A 19,795-nucleotide genomic window follows, 5' to 3' on the forward strand; every position below is an offset into this window, starting at 1 on the left:
ACCAGTCACAGCCGTACCATCGAACACGTTGGCTTCGGTCTCGGCGCACGGCCGAATGTCGAGGCTCTCGAAGAAGTTCAGACATGAACTGATGTCTAGATTGAGGAGACTTCCGTGCCGAACCGTCGTCGACGCAAGCTCTCGACAGCCATGAGCGCAGTCGCCGCCTTGGCCGTCGCAAGTCCGTTTGCAGCCGTTGGTGTCATGGAGCTGACCTCCGGCACCAAGGCCCCCGAACACCGTGATTTCGTCCAGGCCGCTGTCGTCACCGACCTGCCCAACGAGTTGTTGTCCGCCCTGCAGCAGGGCCTGTCGCAGTTCGGGATCAACATCCCGCCGCTCCCGACGGGCCTGAGCCCGGCCGGCGCGCAACCCGTGCAGGCCGGACCGTCGCTGACCACGCCTGGCCTGACCGCCCCCGGCCTGACCACGCCTGGCCTGACCACCCCCGGTCTCACCACGCCCGGTCTCACCACGCCCGGTCTGACCACCCCCGGTCTCACCACGCCCGGCCTGACCACCCCCGGCCTGACTACCCCCGGCCTGACTACGCCCAGCGTCGGGACGCCGGGTCTGACCACCCCGGGCCTGACCACCCCGGGTCTCACCACGCCCAGCGTCGGCACCCCGGGTCTCACCACGCCGGGCCTGACCACCCCGGGTCTCACCACGCCCAGCGCCACGCTGCCCGGTGGAGCGGCCGCCACGACGCCGTCGCTGACCGATCCGGGTCTGACCAACCCCGGACTGACCACCCCGCAGCTGGGCACCTCGTCGCTGACCAGCCCGTCAGCCACTGGCCTCGGCCTGCCCAACGAGCAACCGATCAGCGCCCCGCTGGGCCCGGTCGCCGGGACCTACCCGATCCTCGGGGATCCCTCGCTGGCGGTGCCGACCACGCCGACCAGCTCGGGCGGGATCATCAGCGATCTGAGCAGTGCAGCCAACCAGCTTGGTGTGGGGCAGGCCGTTGACCTGCTCAAAGGTGTTGTGATGCCGTCTATCACGCAGGCGATTCAAAGCGCCTCGGCGGGAGCGGCGGCGGCACCTGCAGCAGCGGCTCCGGCCGGATAAGAAGCCTGCATCGGAACGGCACCGCAGGGTGGGGCCGGCCGGAAGGTCTGTGCACCCGGAGAGGCCCCTGCGGTGCCGTTGCAGGGCTCAAATATCACTTTCTTCACACTGGTCCGTGTCGAAACACGGGCATCAGATAGCACATACGTAACATCGCTGTGTGCCGTCCCGACGACCCACGCCGACGATCCTGTTCACCGCGGTTGCGGCGACTGTCGTCATCCTGCCGTGGGCGATCAGCGGAGTACCGGGCACCGGACACCAGGACGGCCCCCGCGCGGCCGACACCGTGCTCAACCAGCAGCCGCTGACCGGGCTCGGCGGCGGGCAGACAATCCGCGAGATCAGCCAGTCCACCCCCTTCTCGATGGTCGCACTCACCGGGACTGACCTGACCGGCACCACGGCCCAGATCCGCGCCAAACGCGCCGACGGAACATGGGGGCCCTGGTACAAGGCCGACACCCTGGAGTCCAACGCCAACGACGGCCAGGGCGGCGGGCCGCGCGGCACCGACCCCGTGTTCGTCGGAACCACCACCGCTGTCCAGATCTCTGTCAACCGGCCCGCGGGCGCGCCGGTCACCACCGCTCCCCCTGAGCACGGCCTGGACGCTGGCAAGGAGCTCGGCTACATCCCGGCCAATGTCGAGCAGCCCTTCTCCCAGAACATCTCGGCGGTTCTGATCACGCCACCCAAGGCACCCGTCGATGCCCAGTGGAACCCGCCGACCGCGGCGCTGGGGCCGGGCCAGCCGCCCAACATCATCAGCCGCGCCCAATGGGGGGCCGATGACCACTTACGTTGTGGCACACCGTCATACGGCACCGGAATCCGCGCTGCCGTCGTCCATCACACCGCCGGCAGCAACGACTACGCGCCGGAGGATTCGGCGGAGATCGTGCGGTCCATCTACGCCTACCACACCCGAACCCTAGGCTGGTGCGACATCGCCTACAACGCCCTGGTGGACAAGTACGGCCAGGTGTTCGAAGGCCGGGCAGGCGGAATCACCAAGGACGTCTTGGGTTCTCACACTGGCGGCTTCAACAAGGACGTCTGGGGCGTGTCGATGATCGGCGACTTCGAGACCACCCCGCCCGACGACATCATGGTCCGCACCGTCGGCCGCCTGCTCGGCTGGCGGATGGGGCTCGACCACGTGAACCCGCTGGGCACAGTGCAATTGACATCGGCCGGCGGCGAATACACCTTCTTCCCGGCCGGTGCGACGCCGACACTGCCGACGATCTTCGCCCACCGCGATGTCGGCAACACCGAATGCCCGGGCAATGCGGGCTACGCCGCCATCCCCGCGATCCGCGACATCGCCGCCCGGTTCAACCGGCCACCCGACCTCGTCGACTCGCTGCGTGGCGGAGCGATCTTCGACCGCTGGGATGCCATGGGCGGCAAGGACAGTCCGCTCGGCGCGCCGACCAGTCCTGAGGCCGCCGGTGACGGCGACACCCGGTATGCCACCTTCGAACACGGCGCGATGTACTGGTCCCCGGCCAGCGGGGCACAACCCCTGACCGGGGCGATCTACGAGGCGTGGGCGTCGTTGGGCTACGAGCGGGGCGCCCTGGGCCTGCCGACCAGCGGGGAGATCCAGGAACCCGAGTGGATCGTGCAGAACTTCCAGCACGGCACGCTGAACTTCGACCGCCAGACCCACAATGTGCTGCGGGTGATCGACGGCCTCACCCTGGTGATGCCGCCCCCGCCCGCCGACGGTCCGCCGGTTCAGCTCGAGCGCTTCAGCCGTCCCGCCGCACCGATCCTGGAACCGGCCAGCTAGAGCCACCAGCGTTCGAGGACACGGGCCATACCGTCGTCGGTATTGGGTGCGGTGACCTCGTTGGCCGCGGCCATCGCCTCCGGATGCGCATTGCCCATGGCCACCCCGTGACCGGCCCACCGCAGCATCGGAATGTCATTGGGCATGTCCCCGAAGGCCACCACGTCCTCGGCGGTGATCTCCAACGGCCGGGCCAGCTCTTCGACACCGGTGGCCTTGCTCGTCCCGATCGGGTTGACCTCGATCAGGCCGTTGTTGGTCGAGTAGGTGATATCACCCTGGACACCAATGTGTTTGGCGAGGATCTCAGCCATGTCGGAACTGCGGGCACCGGCCTTGCGGATCAACAGTTTGACCGCCGGCGCACTCAGCAGGTCCTCGATCGAAACCTCGGTGTTGTCGGGGTTGAGCCAGGCATGCTCGTAGCCGGGCGAACTGACGAATTGGGGCGTGGCCGAGTCATGCGCACTGCGACCCACCCGCTCCACCGCCAGACCGACACCGGGAATCACCCGGGTGGCGATCTCGGCCAGCTCACCGAGCACGTCGACCGGCAGCGTGCGGGCGGAGATCACCCGGTCCTGGTCGGGGTCGTAGATCACGGCACCGTTGGCGCACACCGCCATCGGAGCGAAGCCGAGTGCCTCGACAATGGGTGGGATCCAGCGCGGCGGACGACCCGTCGCCAACACGAACGTGGTCCCGGAGGCCACCGCGGCCTGCACGACGTGGCGGGTCCGGTCGGTGACCCGCTCCTCGTCGTCCAGCAGAGTGCCGTCGACGTCGGTAGCGATCAGAGCGGGCAGCATCAGCGACGCTCCCCGGCCCGGCGGGCGCGTTCGGCCTCGTCGAGACCTCTGGCATCGTCCAGTGTCGGGGCGCTGCCGCCCAGGCTCTGCGGTACCCACCACGCCCCCTTCGGGCGCGGGTAGGCCAGTTGCACGTCCCGCAGAATACTTCTCATCCGCTCTTTGAGCGCGGAGTCGAGCTCGGTCACCGATCCAGTCGGCGACAGCGGATCGCCGTAGTGCACAGTGAAGGGTATCTTGTTGCGGCCCAGCCGCTTCGGGTGATCCTTGGTCCACACCCGATGTGCGCCCCACACGATGCAGGGAACGATCGGAACCCGAGCCTCCAACGCCATGCGTGCCGCCCCGTTCTTGAAATCCTTCAGCTCGAAAGCCCGGCTGATCGTCGCCTCCGGATAGACGCCCACCAGCTCACCGGCGCGCAGCGCACGAACGGCCTCGGCGTAGGCCTGCGCACCGGCCTGACGATCGACCGGGATCGCACCGGTGCGGCCGATCAGATAGTTGACGATCCACACATTCTGCATCTCGGCCTTGATCATGAACCGGATGCGGCGGTTGCGCCGTTTGGTGCCCAGCGCCGCCGGCAGGAAATCGATGTAGCTGGTGTGGTTGATGGCGACGACGGCACCCCCGCGCGGCGGGATGTTCTCCAAGCCCTGGTAGGTGATCCTGGTGCCGACCGCCCTGACCGCGCTGCCGGCAATGATCTCCAGGGTGCGGAAGACGGGTTCCACGCCCGCCTACCCCGGCGGTCCTGTTCCGTCGCGCTGCGCACGGCGAGCCGCCCTCTCCGCAGCCTCGGCCACTTCGAGTTCGGCCGCCTGCGCCGGCGTCGGCGCGCCCCCGCCCAACCTGCTGGGCACCCAGAACTCGCCAGGCGGGTAAGGGCCGTAGGCGTCCTGCACCTGCTCGAGCAGATGCTGCATACGGGAGCGGAGCAGCGCGGTCAGCTCGGTGGGCGGCAACGTCGGCTGGATCGGCTCGCCCACCGCGATCGCGATGGGAACCTTGGGCCGCCACATCTTCTTCGGGTGGTCCTTGGTCCAGATGCGCTGAGCGCCCCAGACGATGTGCGGGATGATCGGCACGTCGGCGGCGATGGCCATCCGCGCGGCACCGGACTTGAACTCCTTGAGCTCGAAGCTGCGGCTGATGGTCGCCTCGGGGTAGACGCCGACCAGTTCGCCGGCCTTGAGCGCCAGGCAGGCCGCATCGAACGAGGCCGCACCGCTGTCGCGGTCCACCGGGATGTGGCGCAGGCTGCGCATGATCGGACCGGTGACCTTGTGGTCGAAGACCTCCTGCTTGGCCATGAAGCGGACCTTGCGGCCACGCTTCTGCAGGTAGGCGGGCAGGCCGGCGAAGGTGAAGTCGAAATAGCTGGTGTGGTTGATCGCCACCACGGCGCCACCGGTGACGGGCAGGTTCTCCACCCCGGACACGGTGAACTTCAGCCCCTGCGCGCGCCAGACCAGGCGGGCGAGCTGGATGACTGTTCCGTAGACCGGCTCCACAGCGGCCAGCCTAACCGTAGAGGCCGCTGGGGCTAAGCTCGTGTTGGGTGCCACGACCATTGGAGAGGGTATACGTGCAGGTCACATGCATTGGTCACGCCGGTTTTCGGATCGACACCCCGGCGGGAAGCATCCTGTGCGACCCCTGGCTGAACCCGGCATATTTCGGGTCCTGGTTCGTCTTCCCCGACAACAGCGGTCTGGACTGGGCGGCGATCGGTGACTGCGACTACCTCTACGTGTCGCACCTGCACAAGGATCACTTCGACCCCAAGCTGCTGGCCGAGCACGTCAACAAGGACGCCGTCGTGCTGCTGCCGGACTTCCCGGTGCCCGATCTCAAGCGCGAGTTCGAGAAGCTGGGCTTCCACCGGTTCTACGAGACCACCGACGGGGTCAAGCACCGGATCAGCGGACCCAAGGGCGAGCTGGACGTGATGATCATCGCGCTGCGCGCACCGGCGGACGGGCCGATCGGCGACTCCGGCCTGGTGGTCTCCGACGGCACCACGACGGTGTTCAACATGAACGACTCGCGGCCGCTGGCCGTGGATGTGCTGGCCGAGGAGTTCGGCCACATCGACGTGCACATGCTGCAGTACTCCGGTGCCATCTGGTACCCGATGGTCTACGACATGCCCGAGCGGGCCAAAGCGTCGTTCGGCAGCCAGAAACGCCAGCGCGGCATGGACCGCTGCCGGCAGTACATCGCCGACACGGGCGCGACGTGGGTGATCCCGTCGGCGGGGCCGCCGTGCTTCCTAGACCCTGAGCTGCGTGACCTCAACGACGATCACGGGGATCCGGCCAACATCTTCCCCGACGAGATGGTGTTCCTGGATCAGATGCGCCAGCACGGGCATACCGGCGGCCTGCTGATGATCCCCGGATCAGTAGCCGATTTCACTGGCTCGCAATTGAATTCCCTGACCCACCCGCTGCCGACCGACGAGGTCGAGGCGATCTTCACCACCGGCAAGGCCGACTACATCGAGGCGTACGCGCAGCGCATGGCACCGGTGCTGGCCGCCGAGAAGGCGGGCTGGGCGCCGGCCACCGGCGAACCGCTGCTGGAACCGTTGCGGGCGTTGTTCGAGCCGATCATGCTGCAGAGCGACCAGATCTGCGATGGCATCGGCTATCCGGTGGAGCTGCGGATGGGGCCCGAGACGGTGGTGTTGGACTTCCCGAAGCGGACTGTGCGGGAGCCGATTCCGGACGAGAAGTTCCGCTACGGATTCGGTATCGCCCCGGAACTGGTGCGCACGGTGCTGCGCGACAAGGAACCGGACTGGGTCAACACGATCTTCCTGTCCACCCGGTTCCGGGCCTGGCGGGTGGGCGGGTACAACGAGTACCTGTACACCTTCTTCAAGTGCCTGACCGACGAGCGGATCGCCTATGCCGACGGCTGGTTTGCCGAAACCCATGACGACACCACTGATATCACCCTGGACGGTTGGAACATTCAGCGCCGGTGTCCACATCTGAAGGCGGATCTGTCGAAGTTCGGTGTGGTGGAGGGTTCGACGCTGACGTGCAACCTGCACGGCTGGCAGTGGAATCTGGAGAACGGAAAGTGCCTGACCACCAAGGGGCACGAGATCAGGTGTTCACGAACGTGAGTAGCCCGCCGCAGCAGTACTACGACGACGGCTTGGTCCAGCTGGATCGCCACGCTCTGACCCTGCGGCGCTATCACTTCCCTTCCGGGACGTCGAAAATCATTCCGCTGCAGTCGATCCGCGGCTACAAAGCCGAGCCGCTGGGGATGTTCCTGCAGCGGTTCCGGCTGTGGGGAAGCTCGGATCTGCGGCGCTGGTTGCCGCTGGACATCTATCGGCCCATCAAGTCGACCCTGGTGACCCTGGACGTGCCCGGAACCCATCCCAGTCCGGCGTTCACGCCGGTGAAGCCGCGGGAGTTCGTGGCAGTGCTGGACGAGCTGCTGGGGGGCTAGGTAGGAACTCCCCGATCAGAACCTGGCCGCAGGACTAGACGCTCGTCTTGTTCATGCCGCCGACAGGACTCGACAAAGGCGGCCGCAGCGTCTACGTCGGCGAGGAATGTCTCATACTCCGCATCGGTGATCTTGTATGCCTCAACGTAGTCGGCCATCTGATTGCTAACCGGTATGGAGGCGAAATGAACTCCCGATTCGGTCTCTATACCGAGCCAGAATCGATGCTGTTCGGAGAAGAACGTCTTCACGAGGCTCACCTAGACCTCCACAGCTCAAGTGTGATTCGTTCATGAACTGCCACCAGTCATTCGTGCTGCTGATCTGTGTCTTCGCTCTGCCACTTGACTCGCCAGTTGTCGATCAAGGCTTCAGCCTCATCCGCGGAGATCTGTCGATAGTCGCTTTCATTGTGCCCCAGTTGATATTTGCGTAGGAACTCCGTGCGGCGCCAGCTCAAGTCTCTGCGCAGCGACTCGTCCAAAGGGACGAGCGGAAGGTGTATACGACGTATCAAGCCGGCCGGCACCCCCTCATCGGTCAGTAGCGCGTAGTAGGTGATTTCGGGACACCGTTGACGCTCACTCCACGGCTGATCCATTGTCGGCTTACTCCCTGGACGCGAGCGCAGCGTATGGAGCGCCCTCGGGGGGTTCTCAAAATCTGACGGACTGATGTCAGACAACAACGCTTCTCGAACTATCTCGCCCGACGGCCAGTTCCGCATGACGATCCGCACGCCGTCTTCGCGGACGAACTGTTCCACTGCTGACATCGAATCCTCGGCCTTGGCCTGCCAATCGAGTTCTGGGTACTGACTATTCAGCGTCCAGATCAGTTCATACAAGCCATAGGTGCCAACGGGGATTAGTTCCCGGACATCCTCGACAAGCGCTGCGACTCTGTCGACATTTGCCATTTATTCAACTCCCAAAGTGGGGTGTTCGCTGAGAGGAATCTTTACCTTCGTATTGTTCTGCGAGACGACGACATAGGGACCTGCCGTCATCTGATCTGGGCGACTGCCCGCTGGATAGCCGTCCATGATGGGAATCTGTCGGGCTCGGTGTTCGGAGTCGAGAAAGACCTCACCCACCCCGGCTTTTGCGGGCGTTGATACCGGCTGACCGGACCCCGCGCGGTGGGCCGACGGTGTTCCGGTGTTCCAGATCAACGACGAAGAAGAAGTCTGTGCAATTACTGGGACGCGTCTGTCGCGGCGCGTTGGAGCTGTGCTGCTATGGCAGCCAGCCACGAGTTGAATGTCTCGGGTGCGATGACGTTGTAATACGATCCCAAGGGTTCGCTTAGTACTGCGGGCAATTCGGCCTCTGAGTATGACTCACGTAACCTGTCGATACCGGCTACCAGTATTCGGAGTTGTTCTGGCGCCGGATGTTCCGAAGTCAGGTAATCGGCAACGACTTCGTGACTGTCTGCTGCGTCGCACTCCCAGTCCTGATGGAAATACGCCGCAAAGAAGTGCTTCAGTGCGGGGAAGGCTGGGTCGCGTTCGATCATTTTGGAAATCCGGTCAACACGTAGAACCCGCCAGAACCATTGCCCACCAAGACAAGTCTGACAGCGGTTCCAACAGACACATCGGCTGCGCTCCGCATAAGTACCAATCCTCCATTGAAGGGTGCTTCCAACTGCAAGTTGCCGACCGCCCCGTTCTCTATCCAAGCTTGGACGTCCACGACCAACCCTGGGTCTGGACACTCCAGCACAAAGAATGGCCGCGCTCATTAGCCAAGCCGCCTAAATGTTTCCCTCACCGCTTGACAATGCCCTCGCACTTCTGCGCTCATTCGTCGGTTTGGGCGCAACAGGGAAAGGGGGCTAGGGCTCCCAGACCAGTTGGCGCAGTTCGGATGCCGCGTCGCTGGCGGTGTCGTACACCCGCACGATCGCCTCGTCGCCGGTCTTGAGGTAGGTCGTCTCACCCAGCTTGGTGTACTTCGTGGCGCCGATACCGATCAGCACGTTCGTGGGCCGCCCGCACGCCACCATCAACGCACCGACATCCTCCAACGGCGTATCCGGCGAACCCTTTTGGTTGGCCAGCCGCTCGACGATCCAGTCCAGCAGCACCTCGCCGTAGTAGGAGTAGCCCAGCAGCGGGCTGTCCACCCCGTACTCGTGGTGCACACCGTCGGCAGTCCGCAGATGGCACAGCAGCCGCAACGTGGCCGTCGGGCCATCCGGGGTCAGATCGCTGATCTCGAAGAATTCGTGGGCAACGCCTTTGGACGCCGGGCCCCAGTTCTTCTTGAAGCTGATCTTCGGCGCGTTGGGCCGGCGGATCGAGCAGTCGTTGAACGCACCAAGTGCGAACGGCCGCAACGTGACAACGGTGTCGCCGTCCCACACCACCTCGCAGGCCAGACCGACCTCCGGTTCTATCTGCAGGTTCAGCGGCCCGTCGGCTTCCGTCGTCTCCGGCACCATGAGCGCGTCGTGCGAGAGCGGAAACTCGCCGAGGAAGCTGTCGTAACCCGGTGCGTACCAAGGGAAGATCCCCTTGGGCGCACCCTCCTTGGCCACCACTGTCGCGAAGTCGACAGCCTCGCCGGCCTGGTCGAGGTGTCCGGCGAAGTTACCCGCCACACCGAAGCCGAACCAGCCGCGCATCTCGTCGAGGTCGAGGTCGATCATGGTTGCAGGACCTCCGTCCCCACATAGGGCACCAGCGCGGCGGGAACCCGCACGCTGCCGTCCGGTTGCTGGTGGTTCTCCAGGATCGCGACCAGCCACCGGGTGGTGCCCAGCGTCCCGTTGAGGGTCGCCGCGATCTGCGGCTTGCCGTTCTCGTCGCGGTAGCGGGTAGCCAGCCGGCGCGCCTGGAACGTCGTGCAATTGGACGTCGAGGTCAGTTCCCGATAGGTCTGCTGAGTGGGCACCCAGGCCTCGCAGTCGAACTTGCGGGCGGCCGAGGAGCCCAGGTCGCCTGCGGCGACGTCGATGACGCGGTAGGGCACCTCGATCAGGGCCAGCATCTCGCGCTGCCAGCCCAACAGCCGCTGATGCTCGGCCTCGGCGTCCTCGGGCTTGCAGTAGACGAAGCCTTCGACCTTGTCGAACTGGTGCACCCGGATGATGCCGCGGGTGTCCTTGCCGTAGCTGCCGGCTTCCCGCCGGAAGCATGACGACCAGCCGGCGTAGCGCAGCGGGCCGCCCGACAGGTCGAGGATCTCGTCGGCGTGGTAGCCGGCCAGCGGTACCTCCGAGGTACCGACGAGGTACATGTCGTCAGCCTCGAGGTGATAGATCTCGTCGGCGTGCGCACCCAGGAAACCGGTGCCCGCCATGACCTCGGGGCGCACCAGCACCGGCGGGATCATCAAGCTGAAACCGTTGTCGGTCGCCACCCGCACGGCCAGCTGGAGCAGGCCGAGCTGCAGCAGGGCGCCGCGACCGGTCAGGAAGTAGAACCGCGAGCCCGACACCTTGGCGCCGCGCTCCATATCGATCAGCCCCAGGCTCTCACCCAGTTCGAGATGATCCTTCGGGTTCTCGATCGCCCGGGGTTCCCCGACGACGTCGAGCACCACGAAGTCGTCCTCGCCGCCGGCCGGGACACCGTCGATGATGACGTTGCCGATCGCCATATGCGCGGCGGTGAAGGCCGCCTCGGCCTGGGCCTGTTCCGCCTCGGCCGCCTTGACCTGGGCGGCTAGCTCTTTGGCCCGCTCGAGCAGGGCCGGCCGGTCTTCCGGAGAAGCCCCGCCGACCTTCTTGCTGGCGGCCTTCTGTTCGGCGCGCAGGGTGTCGGCAGTGGAGATCGCCGACCGGCGAGCCGAGTCGGCGTTTAGCAGAGCGTCGACGAGACCCGGATCCTCGCCACGGCTGAGCTGGGATCGACGCACGGCATCAGGATCTTCGCGCAGCAGTTTCAGGTCGATCACGCCCTGAACCCTACTTTCGTCAGTGCAGCGGTGCGTCAGCCCCTCCGGCTGTCGGCAGCAGGACCGCACAGCACAACCCCATAACATTACTTCTGCATCACTTGTCACACGGCTCGGCGCGCCTGACAGAATGGGACGCGATGTTGGAGTTATCCGAGCGCGAGGAGACGCCCACCGCGGAGGCCAAGCCTGCCCGGTCGCGGCGCACATTCCTCGGCACCCTGCAGGCCACGTCGACCCGGCGTGCGCTCCTGCTGACCGCGCTCGGGGGCCTGCTGATCGCCGGTGTGCTCACCGCCCTGCCGGTCAGCATGAGCAATCGGCTCACCGGCTACGCCGGCAGTGATCCGTTCGTCGGCTCCAAGGGCACCGCGGCCTTCGCCAACGCCAAGGCCGGCAGCTGCCTGACCTGGCCGGACAAATCCCCCGATGCCGCGACCATCGTCGACTGCAAGGACGACCACCGCTTCGAGGTGGCCCAGTCCGTCGACATGCGGACCTTCCCGGGCTCCGAGTACGGCCCCGATGCCGCACCGCCGTCCCCGGCCCGCATCCAGCAGATCAGCCTCGAGCAATGCCAGCCGGCAGTCGAGCGCTACATGGGCGCCAAGTACGACCCGAACAGCCGCTTCACCATCAGCATGCTGTGGGCCGGTGACAAGGCCTGGAAGCAGTCCGGAGAGCGCCGCATGCTGTGCGGTCTGCAGCTGCCCGGAGCCAACAATCAGCAGATCGCGTTCAAGGGCAAGGTCGCCGACCTGGATCAGTCCAAGGTGTGGCCCGCGGGCACCTGCCTGGGCATCGATCCCTCGACCAGCCAGCCCACCGACGTTCCGGTGGACTGCGGTGCCCCGCACGCCATGGAGGTCACCGGCTCGGTGAACCTGGCCGAGAAGTTCCCCGGCGGCCTGCCGGCGGACGCCGACCAGGACGCGTTCATCAAGGACGCCTGCACCAAGATGACCGACGCCTACCTGGCCCCGCTGCAGCTGCGCACCACCACCCTGACCCTGATCTACAGCACGATCTCGCTGCCCAGCTGGAGCGCGGGCAGCCACCAGGTGTCCTGCAGTATCGGCGCCACCCTGGGCAACGGTGGCTGGGCCACCTTGATCAACCCGGCCAAGGGGCCGCTGCTGATCAACGGGATGCCGCCGGTCCCGCCGCCAGACATCCCCGAGGAACGGCTCAACATGCCGCCGATCCCGCTGGTACCCGATACCCCATCGACCACCTACTCGCCGTCGACCGACACCTCACAGTCCACCGGCAGCCAACAGCAACAACAGCAGCCGACCCAGCATCTGCCGCAGCAGTCGACCGCGCCGAGCAGCCAGTCGCAGGCACCCTCGCCGACCGCTGCACCAAGCTCCCCGGCGGCTCCCCCACCGGCGGGCAATGTCATCAACGGTCAACCGGCCGCGCCGGTCGCCCCGCCGAACGAGGCACCGCCCATGGAGGGTGGCCTGCCGCCAGGTCCCCCGCCCGGACCCGTCGACCCCGTCATCGCGCCGCCGGCGGCTTAGTGCCCGTCGAGATGAGCCCGCAGCGGTTCGAGGATCTGGTCTCTGACGCGCTCGATCTGATCCCGCCGAAACTGGCCGCTGCCATCGACAACGTGGTGGTGCTCGTCGAGGCCCGACACCCCGAAGATCCCGAGTTGCTCGGGCTCTACGAGGGCATCGCACTGACCGAGCGGGATTCGACCTACGCGGGCGCCCTGCCGGACACCATCACGATCTACCGCGACAGCCTGCTGGAGATCTGCGACACCGACGACGATGTGGTCGAGGAGGTGGCGATCACGGTGATCCACGAGATCGCCCACCACTTCGGGATCGACGACGACCGCTTGCACGAATTGGGCTGGGCCTGAAGGCTTGTCGGCGCCCGATCAGCGCGGCGGGTCGCCCTTCCAGGTGAAGCTGTTGACGTACTTGCCCATGTCCTGGGCGATCTGCAGATTGGCCCCCGAGGGCAGGCCGGGCCCGAAGTCCGGGCCGAAGGCGTGGTACGGCCCGACCGCACCGGCCACCAGCGCCAGATCGTTCTTGACCGCCACCAGTATCACCGTGCGGATCCGGATGTAGCTGCTGGACGTTCCCTGCGGCCAGCTGTCGGCGACCTCGCCGTAACCGGGCTGGTAGCCGACCATCGCATTGGGGATCTCGTAGGCGATCTTGGCGTCGGGGAACTTCTGCTTCAATAGATCCAGGGCGATCTGGCGAGGTTGGCGGCCGCGGGCCGGCTCGGAGAACAGTTGCAGCACACCGGTATCCCCGGCGGTGAACTTCGCGGTGATACCACGTTCGCCCTGGGACACCTCGTAAGCGGCCTCCGGTGCCGGATAGGACACCGAGAAGGAGCCGTCCGGGGCGGTGTAGCGGGGCAGCGCCGCCACCGGCGTGCCGGTGGGCGGCCGGCCGCACTCCGGCGGGCACATGAACCGGGGCGCCTTCTTGGTGACCATCAGTGACACCCCGACCAAGGCCGCAGCCACCAGCACGATCCCGGCAGTCCAGATACCGACCGTGCGGCTGATCCGCGTGCGCTTGATCTCCGGGGCGACGTAGGTGCCCGCCGGCACCGCATAACCTTGGAAGCGCTCCTCTTTGACCGCAGTTGCGCTTGTCACGACCCCTCCGTCGCGACCTGACGCACCGGCCGCGCCTCCCGACGGTCTTGACGCGACGACTGGGACGATGCCCGGGTGGCGACCCCGCAGGCGGGGCAGAACGCCATGTCAGGCACGACGTGCTCGCAGTACACGCACAGCAGCGGTTCGCCTTCCTGGATCGGGTCCTTGGCCTCACGTAACAGCGCCATCTGCAAGGAGATTCGCAGCAGGATCAGCACGACGATCGTCATCACGATGTGGATGACCAGCATCTGCATCTGGGGCATCCCGACGATGTCGGTGATGGCCACACCGGTGTGGATCAGGACCACCAGGATCGCCAACAACCACAACGCCGCTCGGGTACGCGCGGGGTGCTCATGGGGATTCTCGGTCTGGCCGCGGAACCACAGCGCGATACCCACCATCCCGCCGCCGACCGCGGCCGTCAACGGGATGGTGACCCCACTGATGCCCGCCTCGACCAGCAGGCTCTTGATCGGCCGGGCATGGGCCAGCAGACCGGTGGCGAACTGCGGTGCCAGCCGGGTCAGGGTGGCGGCGGCGGTGAACATCAGGGCGGCCAGCGTACCGATCACGAAGCCGTCCAACGATTCTCGCGACTTTCCGGCGAACAGCCGTACCACCAGGGTCGGGACGAGCATGAGGATCATGCCGCCGGCCGGAATCAGCACACCTTCACGCACCAGGTGGTGAATGGCCAGGCCGGCCGCCATCGGCACGCCGTAGGCGCGGGCCACCATCTCACCGGTCAACAGCACCCAGCCGACACCCAAGCCGGCCCCGAGCAGAGCTGCAATCGCGAGCGAGACCGTCGACAGTTCCCGGTACACCTGCGACTCACTGATGTAGAGCACGAACAGCAGCGGAAGACCAAGGGCCGCAACGGTGATCAGGGCAGCAGGCAGTTTGACGATGGAGAACCCCACCAGCCCGACCAGCACGAGGATCAAGCCGACCCGGAACGGGATCCGGGACCGATTGGGCAGATGTGGAAACAACGAACTGGTGATCGAGGGCCGCAGCACGCTCTCGTTGGGTGCCGCGCCGAAGGTGTCCTGCCGCAACCACTTCGGGCCGCGGCGAGGCTTGTCCTCGAGGTGCCCACCGCAATAACCACAAAAAGCCCCGGCCGGAACGTCGATCTCACACACCGAGCACTCGATCCGGGGTACCTCGTCCGGGCCGGTGTCGGTGTCGGTGTCGCCACTCATGTGCAACCCCCCTTGGTCAATCGATCACCTTCTGCGTCACCAGGATGTTCTGCGCAAGGTTCTCGATATCGGGTGTACCCAGGCCGGTCACCAGGTCATACCCCGGACGGGCGGTCGCCACCGCGTTGCCGCCCAAGGTGATATCGCGGAATGCGGGCAGGGGTGCGCCTTCGGCAATGTGGTACAGCAGCGGGTTCAGGTCGCCGATGAGGCGGCCGTTGCGGTTGATCAGGAACTGGTTCATCACCGCGGTCAGCCCGGCCCAGATGGGCGCCGCCAAGGACGTCCCGCCACCGACCACCACCTGCTGGTTGAAGACGATCTTGACGCCGGTGAACGGATCAGCGACGGCGGCGACATCCGGTGTCAGGCGCCGGCCCTCGCCGGTGCCGATGTCGAGACTCTGTTGCCAGTCGGGTCGCTCAAAGAGTGTCGAGACACCACCACCGGTGCCTTGCGACAACGGTGCGTCGAACCAAGCCTGCTCGGCCAGCCATTCGCCCTTGGCGTCGGTCGACAAGGTGGTGCCGCCGACGTCGGTCATCTCCGGCATGGACGCCACCGCATCCAGGCCGACGTCGCTGTCGCTCGGCGGCGACGACCATTCCTGGCCGCCTTTGCATTCCAGTCCGGCCAGATCTCCACTGGCATTGAACGACGTGGTTCCGGACTTGTGCGCCTTGGCCAGAGCGGCACGCACCGGGACCAGGTCGGCCGCGGTGATCAGTTTGTCGCAGCCCCAGCCGATCGAGAAGCTCCACACCGCCCCGGGATACCGGCGCTCGGTGTCCTCCATCATCGTGGCGATCTTCTCGTAGGACCCGTCGCCCTCGACGGTGTTGCGCGCGTTCACCAGCACCTTCTTGGCGTCCGGGGCGATGGCGTGGATGGTCTCCAGATCCATGGTGGCCTCGCCCCGACGGGCGTCGGGTTGGCCGCCGACCACCTCGGGGGTGAACTTCGGCAGGTTGAACGTGGTGGCGAACATGTCCAGGTCGGCCTGGTCGAAGCCGTCGAACGCGAACACCACGACCGTCTGGCCCTTGCCGCTGAAACCCTTGTCGCGCAACGGTTTTGCATTGTAGGTGCGGAGCAGGTCACTGGGCGTCAAGCCCTGGTCGGGCACCTCGCGCGGCAGCATCGGCGGGACGGACTCGTGGTGCGGCGTATACCCGAGGATGCGCCCCAACCCGGTGACCTCCGCCTGCAGCGGATGGGGGACCACCGGCTGCTGTGGGGAGGCGTAGAACACCTGCCCCCGCTTGCCGCGGTAGTCGTGCACATCGAGATCGAACGCACCGCCGACCGCGGCGGGCGTTCCCTCGATGAAAGCCCAAGTGTCACCGGGGCGCCAACGCACCGAAAGGCCCTGCTGCTGCGCCCATCCCATCAGCTGATCGGGTCGGTCGGCAGCACGCAGGGCCGCGGTGAGTTGGACGTGGTCGGTCCGGGCCGGACCGAGGTCCGTCGAACTGGCCAGAAGATTCGCGTACGGGCCGCTGATCGCGCCCGCCACGACCGGAGTCGCGGGGTGGCGCAGATCAGCGACCAGCGTCGCGGCAACGGCCAGCACCGTCAGCAGTCCCATCACGGACAGCGCTCGGGGACGGTATCTCCGGTTCACTGTCGGTCAGTGGAAACTGCGGACGGTCGCCGGCCGGGGTGGCTCAGTTGCCGCCGGTGATGACGTTGCCGGGCAGCGCGGTCGGAGCCGGCGGAGCCTTCACGGTGGGCGTGAAGGAGTTGGCGCCACCAGGCGAGATGGCCTTTTCGGTGGGCGACGGCGCAGGAGCGGACGTGCTGGTGGGCGACGTGGTCTCCGGAGCCTTTTCCTTCTCCTTGGAGCACGCGGTCAGCGAGCCCATACCGACGATCGCGAGACCGCCAGCAAAGAGGGCGATCTGACGCGTCAGACGACGTGACATCATGGTCAGTCCTAACTTTCTAGGCCGGGTACATAAAGAAAGCTGGCTGGCCCGGCAGTTAACCAGCCCACCCCCGAAGGGCCGAGAGCACTAAAGATAACGCAACCGCTCAGCAATTGCATCCTGCTTTCGCCCCCGGCGTAACCACACGTGACCGCACCCGCGCGGCAACGACACGGTGTCACACCGGGGTGCTATGAACGAACAGTGGGGATGAACTGCCGAGATTGCGTTGCCGGACTGGCCCATTGCCACGGGACTCTGATTCGCCATTCACGGCATCGGGCGGAGTGCACCGAGGACGGCTGCGAGAGCCCGGAGCTAATTTTGCACGGGCTGGTGATCGACTGCGATTCGGTCGGTTGCGATTGCACCCAGCAAATACTGGAGTCGCTCGCCGTCTGACCCGCTCAGCCCATCGGGTCGGCGGACTCCAGGGCGTCCTCGACCGGGTGGACGTCGGGCTCGGGGTAGAACGGCGGTTTCTTCGTCCCCCACTGCACGCAGCTCCACCGGCCGTCGGTGATGGGCGCCAGCACCACCGATTCGGTGTTGGCCAGGTGGTTGTCCAGCACGAAGCTGCCCTCCACACCCGCCAGCGTCGCCGCGGTCAGCCGGATCGCCGCGCCGTGGCTGACCACCACGATGTCCTCATGCCAGTCGTGATTGTCGAGGTAGCGCGCCCGCAGGTCGGCGATCACCGGCAGGTAGCGGTCGAGCACGTCGCGGGCGCTCTCGCCGCCCGGCATGGCGACCCCGAGGTCACCCTCGTGCCAACGCTGATAGATCGCGTTGAACTCGGCGATGGCGTCCTCGTCATTACGGTTCTCCAGGTCGCCCGCCTGGACCTCGTGGATGCCGTCGATCTCCGCCGCGGCGACCCGCCACTCGGATCCGATCTCACCCGCGGTCTGAGCGGCGCGGCGCGCAATCGAATGGATCAGCAGCCCGGGCGGCGCCTGACGCGCGCGGGCGAACGCGCGCGCCTGTTCACGGCCGAGTTCGGTGAGGTCGGCACCCGGCGGCCGGGTGTCCAGCCGACGCTCGACGTTGCCGTGGGACTGCCCGTGACGGACCAGGATCAGCCGTCCACTCATGCCGGATCGCCTTCCCGAAGCCTGGCCAACCAGCGGTCGGCCTCGTCGAGTTGTGGTGGCACCGCACCGGCCGCGGACTCCGTCGGCCACGAGCCGAGGAACCGGACGTCGGCGCACCGGCGGTGCAGCGCCTTGAGCGCCTCGGCCACCGCGTTGTCGTCGATGTGCCCGACGCAGTCCAGGAAGAAGATGTAGGTGCCCAGTTCGGTCCGGGTGGGACGGGACTCGATGCGGGTCAGGTCGATGTCGCGGATGCCGAACTCGGTCATCGCTGCGACCAGGGCGCCGGGGGCGTTGTCGATTCGCAACACCACCGAGGTGCGATCGGCACCGGTCCGCGCCGGCGGCACCCCTGGCGGCCCCACCAGGACGAAGCGCGTCCGGGCGTTGGGTTCGTCGACGACACCATCGGCCAGGGTGGACAACCCGTATCGGGCGGCTGCCAGCGCGGTACTGACCCCGGCGTCGGCGCGTCCGGCGGCCACATCCTGCGCAGCGGCCGCGTTGGAGTTGGCCGGCACCACCTCGGCGTCGGGCAGGTGATCGGCTAGCCACCGCCGTACCTGGGCGGCAGCCACCGGGAACGCGGCGACGGTCGTCACATCGTCGGCGGCCACCCCGTCGCGGGCGACGATGCTGAACGCGACGTCGAGGGTGAGTTCGGCGTAGATCTGCAGCGGTGTCCCGGTGGCCAGGCTGTCGAGGGTGGGCAACACGGTGCCCTCGATGGAGTTCTCGATCGGCACGCAGGCGAACTCGGCGGCGCCGGAGCGGATCGCCGCCAGGGCTGCCGGTGTGCTGTCCAGGGGCAGCGGCTGCAGGTCGCCCCCGGCGGGAACCACGCCCGCGGCGATCATCTTCAGCAGCGCCGCTTCGGTGAACGTGCCCTCGGGTCCGAGGTAGGCGATGCGGGCCACGTCCCAACCCTATCCGGTAGGACGCCGGGAAAGCCTTGCGTCACCCAAGGCCGAAAGTTAACTTAGGCTTACCTCACTAACGGAAGGTGCGTGATGACCTCAGCGACGCTCTCGACGCCGACCACCGCCGAACGCGTGCGCAGCGCATGCGTGCACGCTGCCGGGGCGATCCTGGCCGCCGACTCGGTGCCACCGGCCCCGGCACCGATCCACCACCTCATGCCCGACGGCTCATTCGCCCTCACGGTCCCCAGCGACTCGGCGATGGCGCGCGCCGCGACGGAGGCGGGAGCCGACGGCGTGGCCGCCGTCCTGGAACTCACCGACTACGCACCGCTGCCGCTGCGGGAACCGGTCCGATCCCTGGTGTGGGTGCGGGGCCAGGTACACCCGGTGCCGTCGCACACCGTGCGCGAGATGGTCGACATGATCGCCACCGACAACCCCGACCCAGCACTGCTGGACATCGGGGCCGGGCAGAGTCTGCTGCTGCTGGGAGCCGACTCCGTCGTCGTCGCCGACGCCACCGGTGCCGAACCGGTCGCCGTCGCCGATCTGCTGGCCGCCCAACCCGACCCGTTCTGCGAATTCGAGGCGGCCTGGTTGCAGCACCTCGACAAGGACCACCCCGAGGTGCTGAACCGGCTGGCCGGCAAGCTGCCCGCAGCACTGCGTCGCGGCCAGGTGCGCCCACTCGGGCTGGACCGCTACGGGGTTCGGCTACGCGTGGAAAGCCCGGATGGGGACCACGACGTCCGGCTGCCCTTCCCCAACCCGGTGGCCGACGTCGGTGATCTGGGTCGGGCGATCCGGATGCTGATGGGCTGTCCCTTCGTCAACGGGCTCAGGGCGCGCCGTCTCTGACGGCCGCTACCGTGACGGGGTGAGCGCGCCCCACGACCAATCGGACGAGACACGGCGGGGATGGCGCATCG

21 protein-coding genes are annotated in these 19,795 nt (G+C 66.7%); 7 read left to right on the forward strand and 14 right to left on the reverse strand.

The window, feature by feature from the left end:
* Positions 1-114 precede the first annotated feature (114 nt).
* Positions 115-1,074: a hypothetical protein gene (locus G6N35_RS18055; protein ID WP_163805487.1), complete on the forward strand. Its 960-nt coding sequence runs from the start codon at positions 115-117 to the stop codon at positions 1,072-1,074.
* Between the two features lie 160 nt (positions 1,075-1,234).
* Positions 1,235-2,875: an N-acetylmuramoyl-L-alanine amidase gene (locus tag G6N35_RS18060; protein WP_163805488.1), complete on the forward strand. Its 1,641-nt coding sequence runs from the start codon at positions 1,235-1,237 to the stop codon at positions 2,873-2,875.
* Here the strand turns inward: G6N35_RS18060 and G6N35_RS18065 are convergent.
* Genes G6N35_RS18065 through G6N35_RS18075 form a run of 3 tightly spaced genes read right to left on the reverse strand, consistent with a single transcriptional unit; the run spans position 2,872 to position 5,201 of the window.
* Positions 2,872-3,687 (reverse strand): HAD family hydrolase, encoded by an 816-nt coding sequence (locus tag G6N35_RS18065; RefSeq protein ID WP_163807764.1) that lies wholly within the window; start codon positions 3,685-3,687, stop codon positions 2,872-2,874. The two genes, G6N35_RS18060 and G6N35_RS18065, sit on opposite strands and share 4 nt — an antisense overlap.
* A complete protein-coding gene (locus G6N35_RS18070) occupies positions 3,684-4,421 on the reverse strand; it encodes a lysophospholipid acyltransferase family protein (RefSeq protein ID WP_163805489.1) in 738 nt (245 codons plus the stop codon). Before G6N35_RS18070 ends, G6N35_RS18065 begins: the two co-directional genes overlap by 4 nt.
* Positions 4,422-4,427: 6 nt before the next feature.
* Positions 4,428-5,201 (reverse strand): lysophospholipid acyltransferase family protein, encoded by a 774-nt coding sequence (locus G6N35_RS18075; RefSeq protein ID WP_163805490.1) that lies wholly within the window; start codon positions 5,199-5,201, stop codon positions 4,428-4,430.
* A 74-nt stretch (positions 5,202-5,275) separates the two neighbouring features.
* On the opposite strand from G6N35_RS18075, the gene G6N35_RS18080 reads away from it, so the two are divergent.
* Together G6N35_RS18080 and G6N35_RS18085 are read left to right on the forward strand one after the other, a co-directional pair.
* The gene (locus G6N35_RS18080) at positions 5,276-6,826 is read left to right on the forward strand and encodes an MBL fold metallo-hydrolase (RefSeq protein ID WP_163805491.1); all 1,551 of its coding nucleotides are present in this window, start codon (positions 5,276-5,278) and stop codon (positions 6,824-6,826) included.
* Positions 6,823-7,161 (forward strand): hypothetical protein, encoded by a 339-nt coding sequence (locus G6N35_RS18085; protein WP_163805492.1) that lies wholly within the window; start codon positions 6,823-6,825, stop codon positions 7,159-7,161. The genes G6N35_RS18080 and G6N35_RS18085 overlap by 4 nt, the downstream gene beginning before the upstream one ends.
* Here G6N35_RS18085 and G6N35_RS18090 read toward each other — a convergent pair.
* The 5 genes from G6N35_RS18090 to serS all read right to left on the reverse strand — a co-directional run bounded on the left by G6N35_RS18090 (position 7,158) and on the right by serS (position 11,069).
* Positions 7,158-7,412, reverse strand: a complete 255-nt coding sequence (locus G6N35_RS18090) for a hypothetical protein (RefSeq protein ID WP_246224350.1) — start codon at positions 7,410-7,412, stop codon at positions 7,158-7,160. The two genes, G6N35_RS18085 and G6N35_RS18090, sit on opposite strands and share 4 nt — an antisense overlap.
* A 56-nt stretch (positions 7,413-7,468) precedes the next feature.
* The gene (locus G6N35_RS18095; protein ID WP_163805494.1) at positions 7,469-8,080 is read right to left on the reverse strand and encodes a hypothetical protein; all 612 of its coding nucleotides are present in this window, start codon (positions 8,078-8,080) and stop codon (positions 7,469-7,471) included.
* Between the two features lie 278 nt (positions 8,081-8,358).
* A complete protein-coding gene (locus G6N35_RS18100) occupies positions 8,359-8,682 on the reverse strand; it encodes a contact-dependent growth inhibition system immunity protein (protein ID WP_163805495.1) in 324 nt (107 codons plus the stop codon).
* 321 nt (positions 8,683-9,003) lie between these two features.
* The gene (locus G6N35_RS18105) at positions 9,004-9,819 is read right to left on the reverse strand and encodes a DUF5718 family protein (protein WP_163805496.1); all 816 of its coding nucleotides are present in this window, start codon (positions 9,817-9,819) and stop codon (positions 9,004-9,006) included.
* The gene (gene serS / locus G6N35_RS18110) at positions 9,816-11,069 is read right to left on the reverse strand and encodes a serine--tRNA ligase (protein ID WP_163805497.1); all 1,254 of its coding nucleotides are present in this window, start codon (positions 11,067-11,069) and stop codon (positions 9,816-9,818) included. The genes G6N35_RS18105 and serS overlap by 4 nt, the downstream gene beginning before the upstream one ends.
* A 140-nt stretch (positions 11,070-11,209) precedes the next feature.
* On the opposite strand from serS, the gene G6N35_RS18115 reads away from it, so the two are divergent.
* Positions 11,210-12,595, forward strand: coding sequence for a septum formation family protein (locus tag G6N35_RS18115; protein ID WP_163805498.1), 1,386 nt, complete (start codon positions 11,210-11,212; stop codon positions 12,593-12,595).
* Entirely contained in the window at positions 12,595-12,945 is a 351-nt protein-coding gene (locus tag G6N35_RS18120) for a metallopeptidase family protein (protein ID WP_163805499.1), read from the forward strand. Before G6N35_RS18115 ends, G6N35_RS18120 begins: the two co-directional genes overlap by 1 nt.
* 18 nt (positions 12,946-12,963) lie before the next feature.
* On the opposite strand, the gene G6N35_RS18125 is transcribed toward G6N35_RS18120, so the two are convergent.
* The 6 genes from G6N35_RS18125 to pheA all read right to left on the reverse strand — a co-directional run bounded on the left by G6N35_RS18125 (position 12,964) and on the right by pheA (position 18,860).
* Complete coding sequence (locus tag G6N35_RS18125) at positions 12,964-13,704, reverse strand: hypothetical protein (protein ID WP_163805500.1); 741 nt, start codon at positions 13,702-13,704, stop codon at positions 12,964-12,966.
* Positions 13,701-14,921, reverse strand: a complete 1,221-nt coding sequence (locus tag G6N35_RS18130; RefSeq protein ID WP_163805501.1) for a phosphatidylglycerol lysyltransferase domain-containing protein — start codon at positions 14,919-14,921, stop codon at positions 13,701-13,703. The genes G6N35_RS18125 and G6N35_RS18130 overlap by 4 nt, the downstream gene beginning before the upstream one ends.
* 16 nt (positions 14,922-14,937) lie before the next feature.
* A complete protein-coding gene (locus G6N35_RS18135; protein ID WP_163805502.1) occupies positions 14,938-16,509 on the reverse strand; it encodes a S53 family peptidase in 1,572 nt (523 codons plus the stop codon).
* Between the two features lie 79 nt (positions 16,510-16,588).
* Positions 16,589-16,849: a hypothetical protein gene (locus G6N35_RS18140; protein ID WP_163805503.1), complete on the reverse strand. Its 261-nt coding sequence runs from the start codon at positions 16,847-16,849 to the stop codon at positions 16,589-16,591.
* Between the two features lie 407 nt (positions 16,850-17,256).
* Positions 17,257-17,943, reverse strand: coding sequence for a histidine phosphatase family protein (locus G6N35_RS18145; RefSeq protein WP_163805504.1), 687 nt, complete (start codon positions 17,941-17,943; stop codon positions 17,257-17,259).
* Positions 17,940-18,860 carry a prephenate dehydratase gene (pheA, locus tag G6N35_RS18150; RefSeq protein WP_163805505.1) on the reverse strand — a complete coding sequence of 307 codons (921 nt, stop codon included), beginning with the start codon at positions 18,858-18,860 and terminating at the stop codon, positions 17,940-17,942. The genes G6N35_RS18145 and pheA overlap by 4 nt, the downstream gene beginning before the upstream one ends.
* A 93-nt stretch (positions 18,861-18,953) precedes the next feature.
* On the opposite strand from pheA, the gene G6N35_RS18155 reads away from it, so the two are divergent.
* Positions 18,954-19,724: a DUF2470 domain-containing protein gene (locus G6N35_RS18155; protein ID WP_163805506.1), complete on the forward strand. Its 771-nt coding sequence runs from the start codon at positions 18,954-18,956 to the stop codon at positions 19,722-19,724.
* Positions 19,725-19,795: the final 71 nt, after the last annotated feature.

The organism is Mycolicibacterium anyangense, from assembly GCF_010731855.1.
GTDB lineage: Bacteria > Actinomycetota > Actinomycetes > Mycobacteriales > Mycobacteriaceae > Mycobacterium > Mycobacterium anyangense.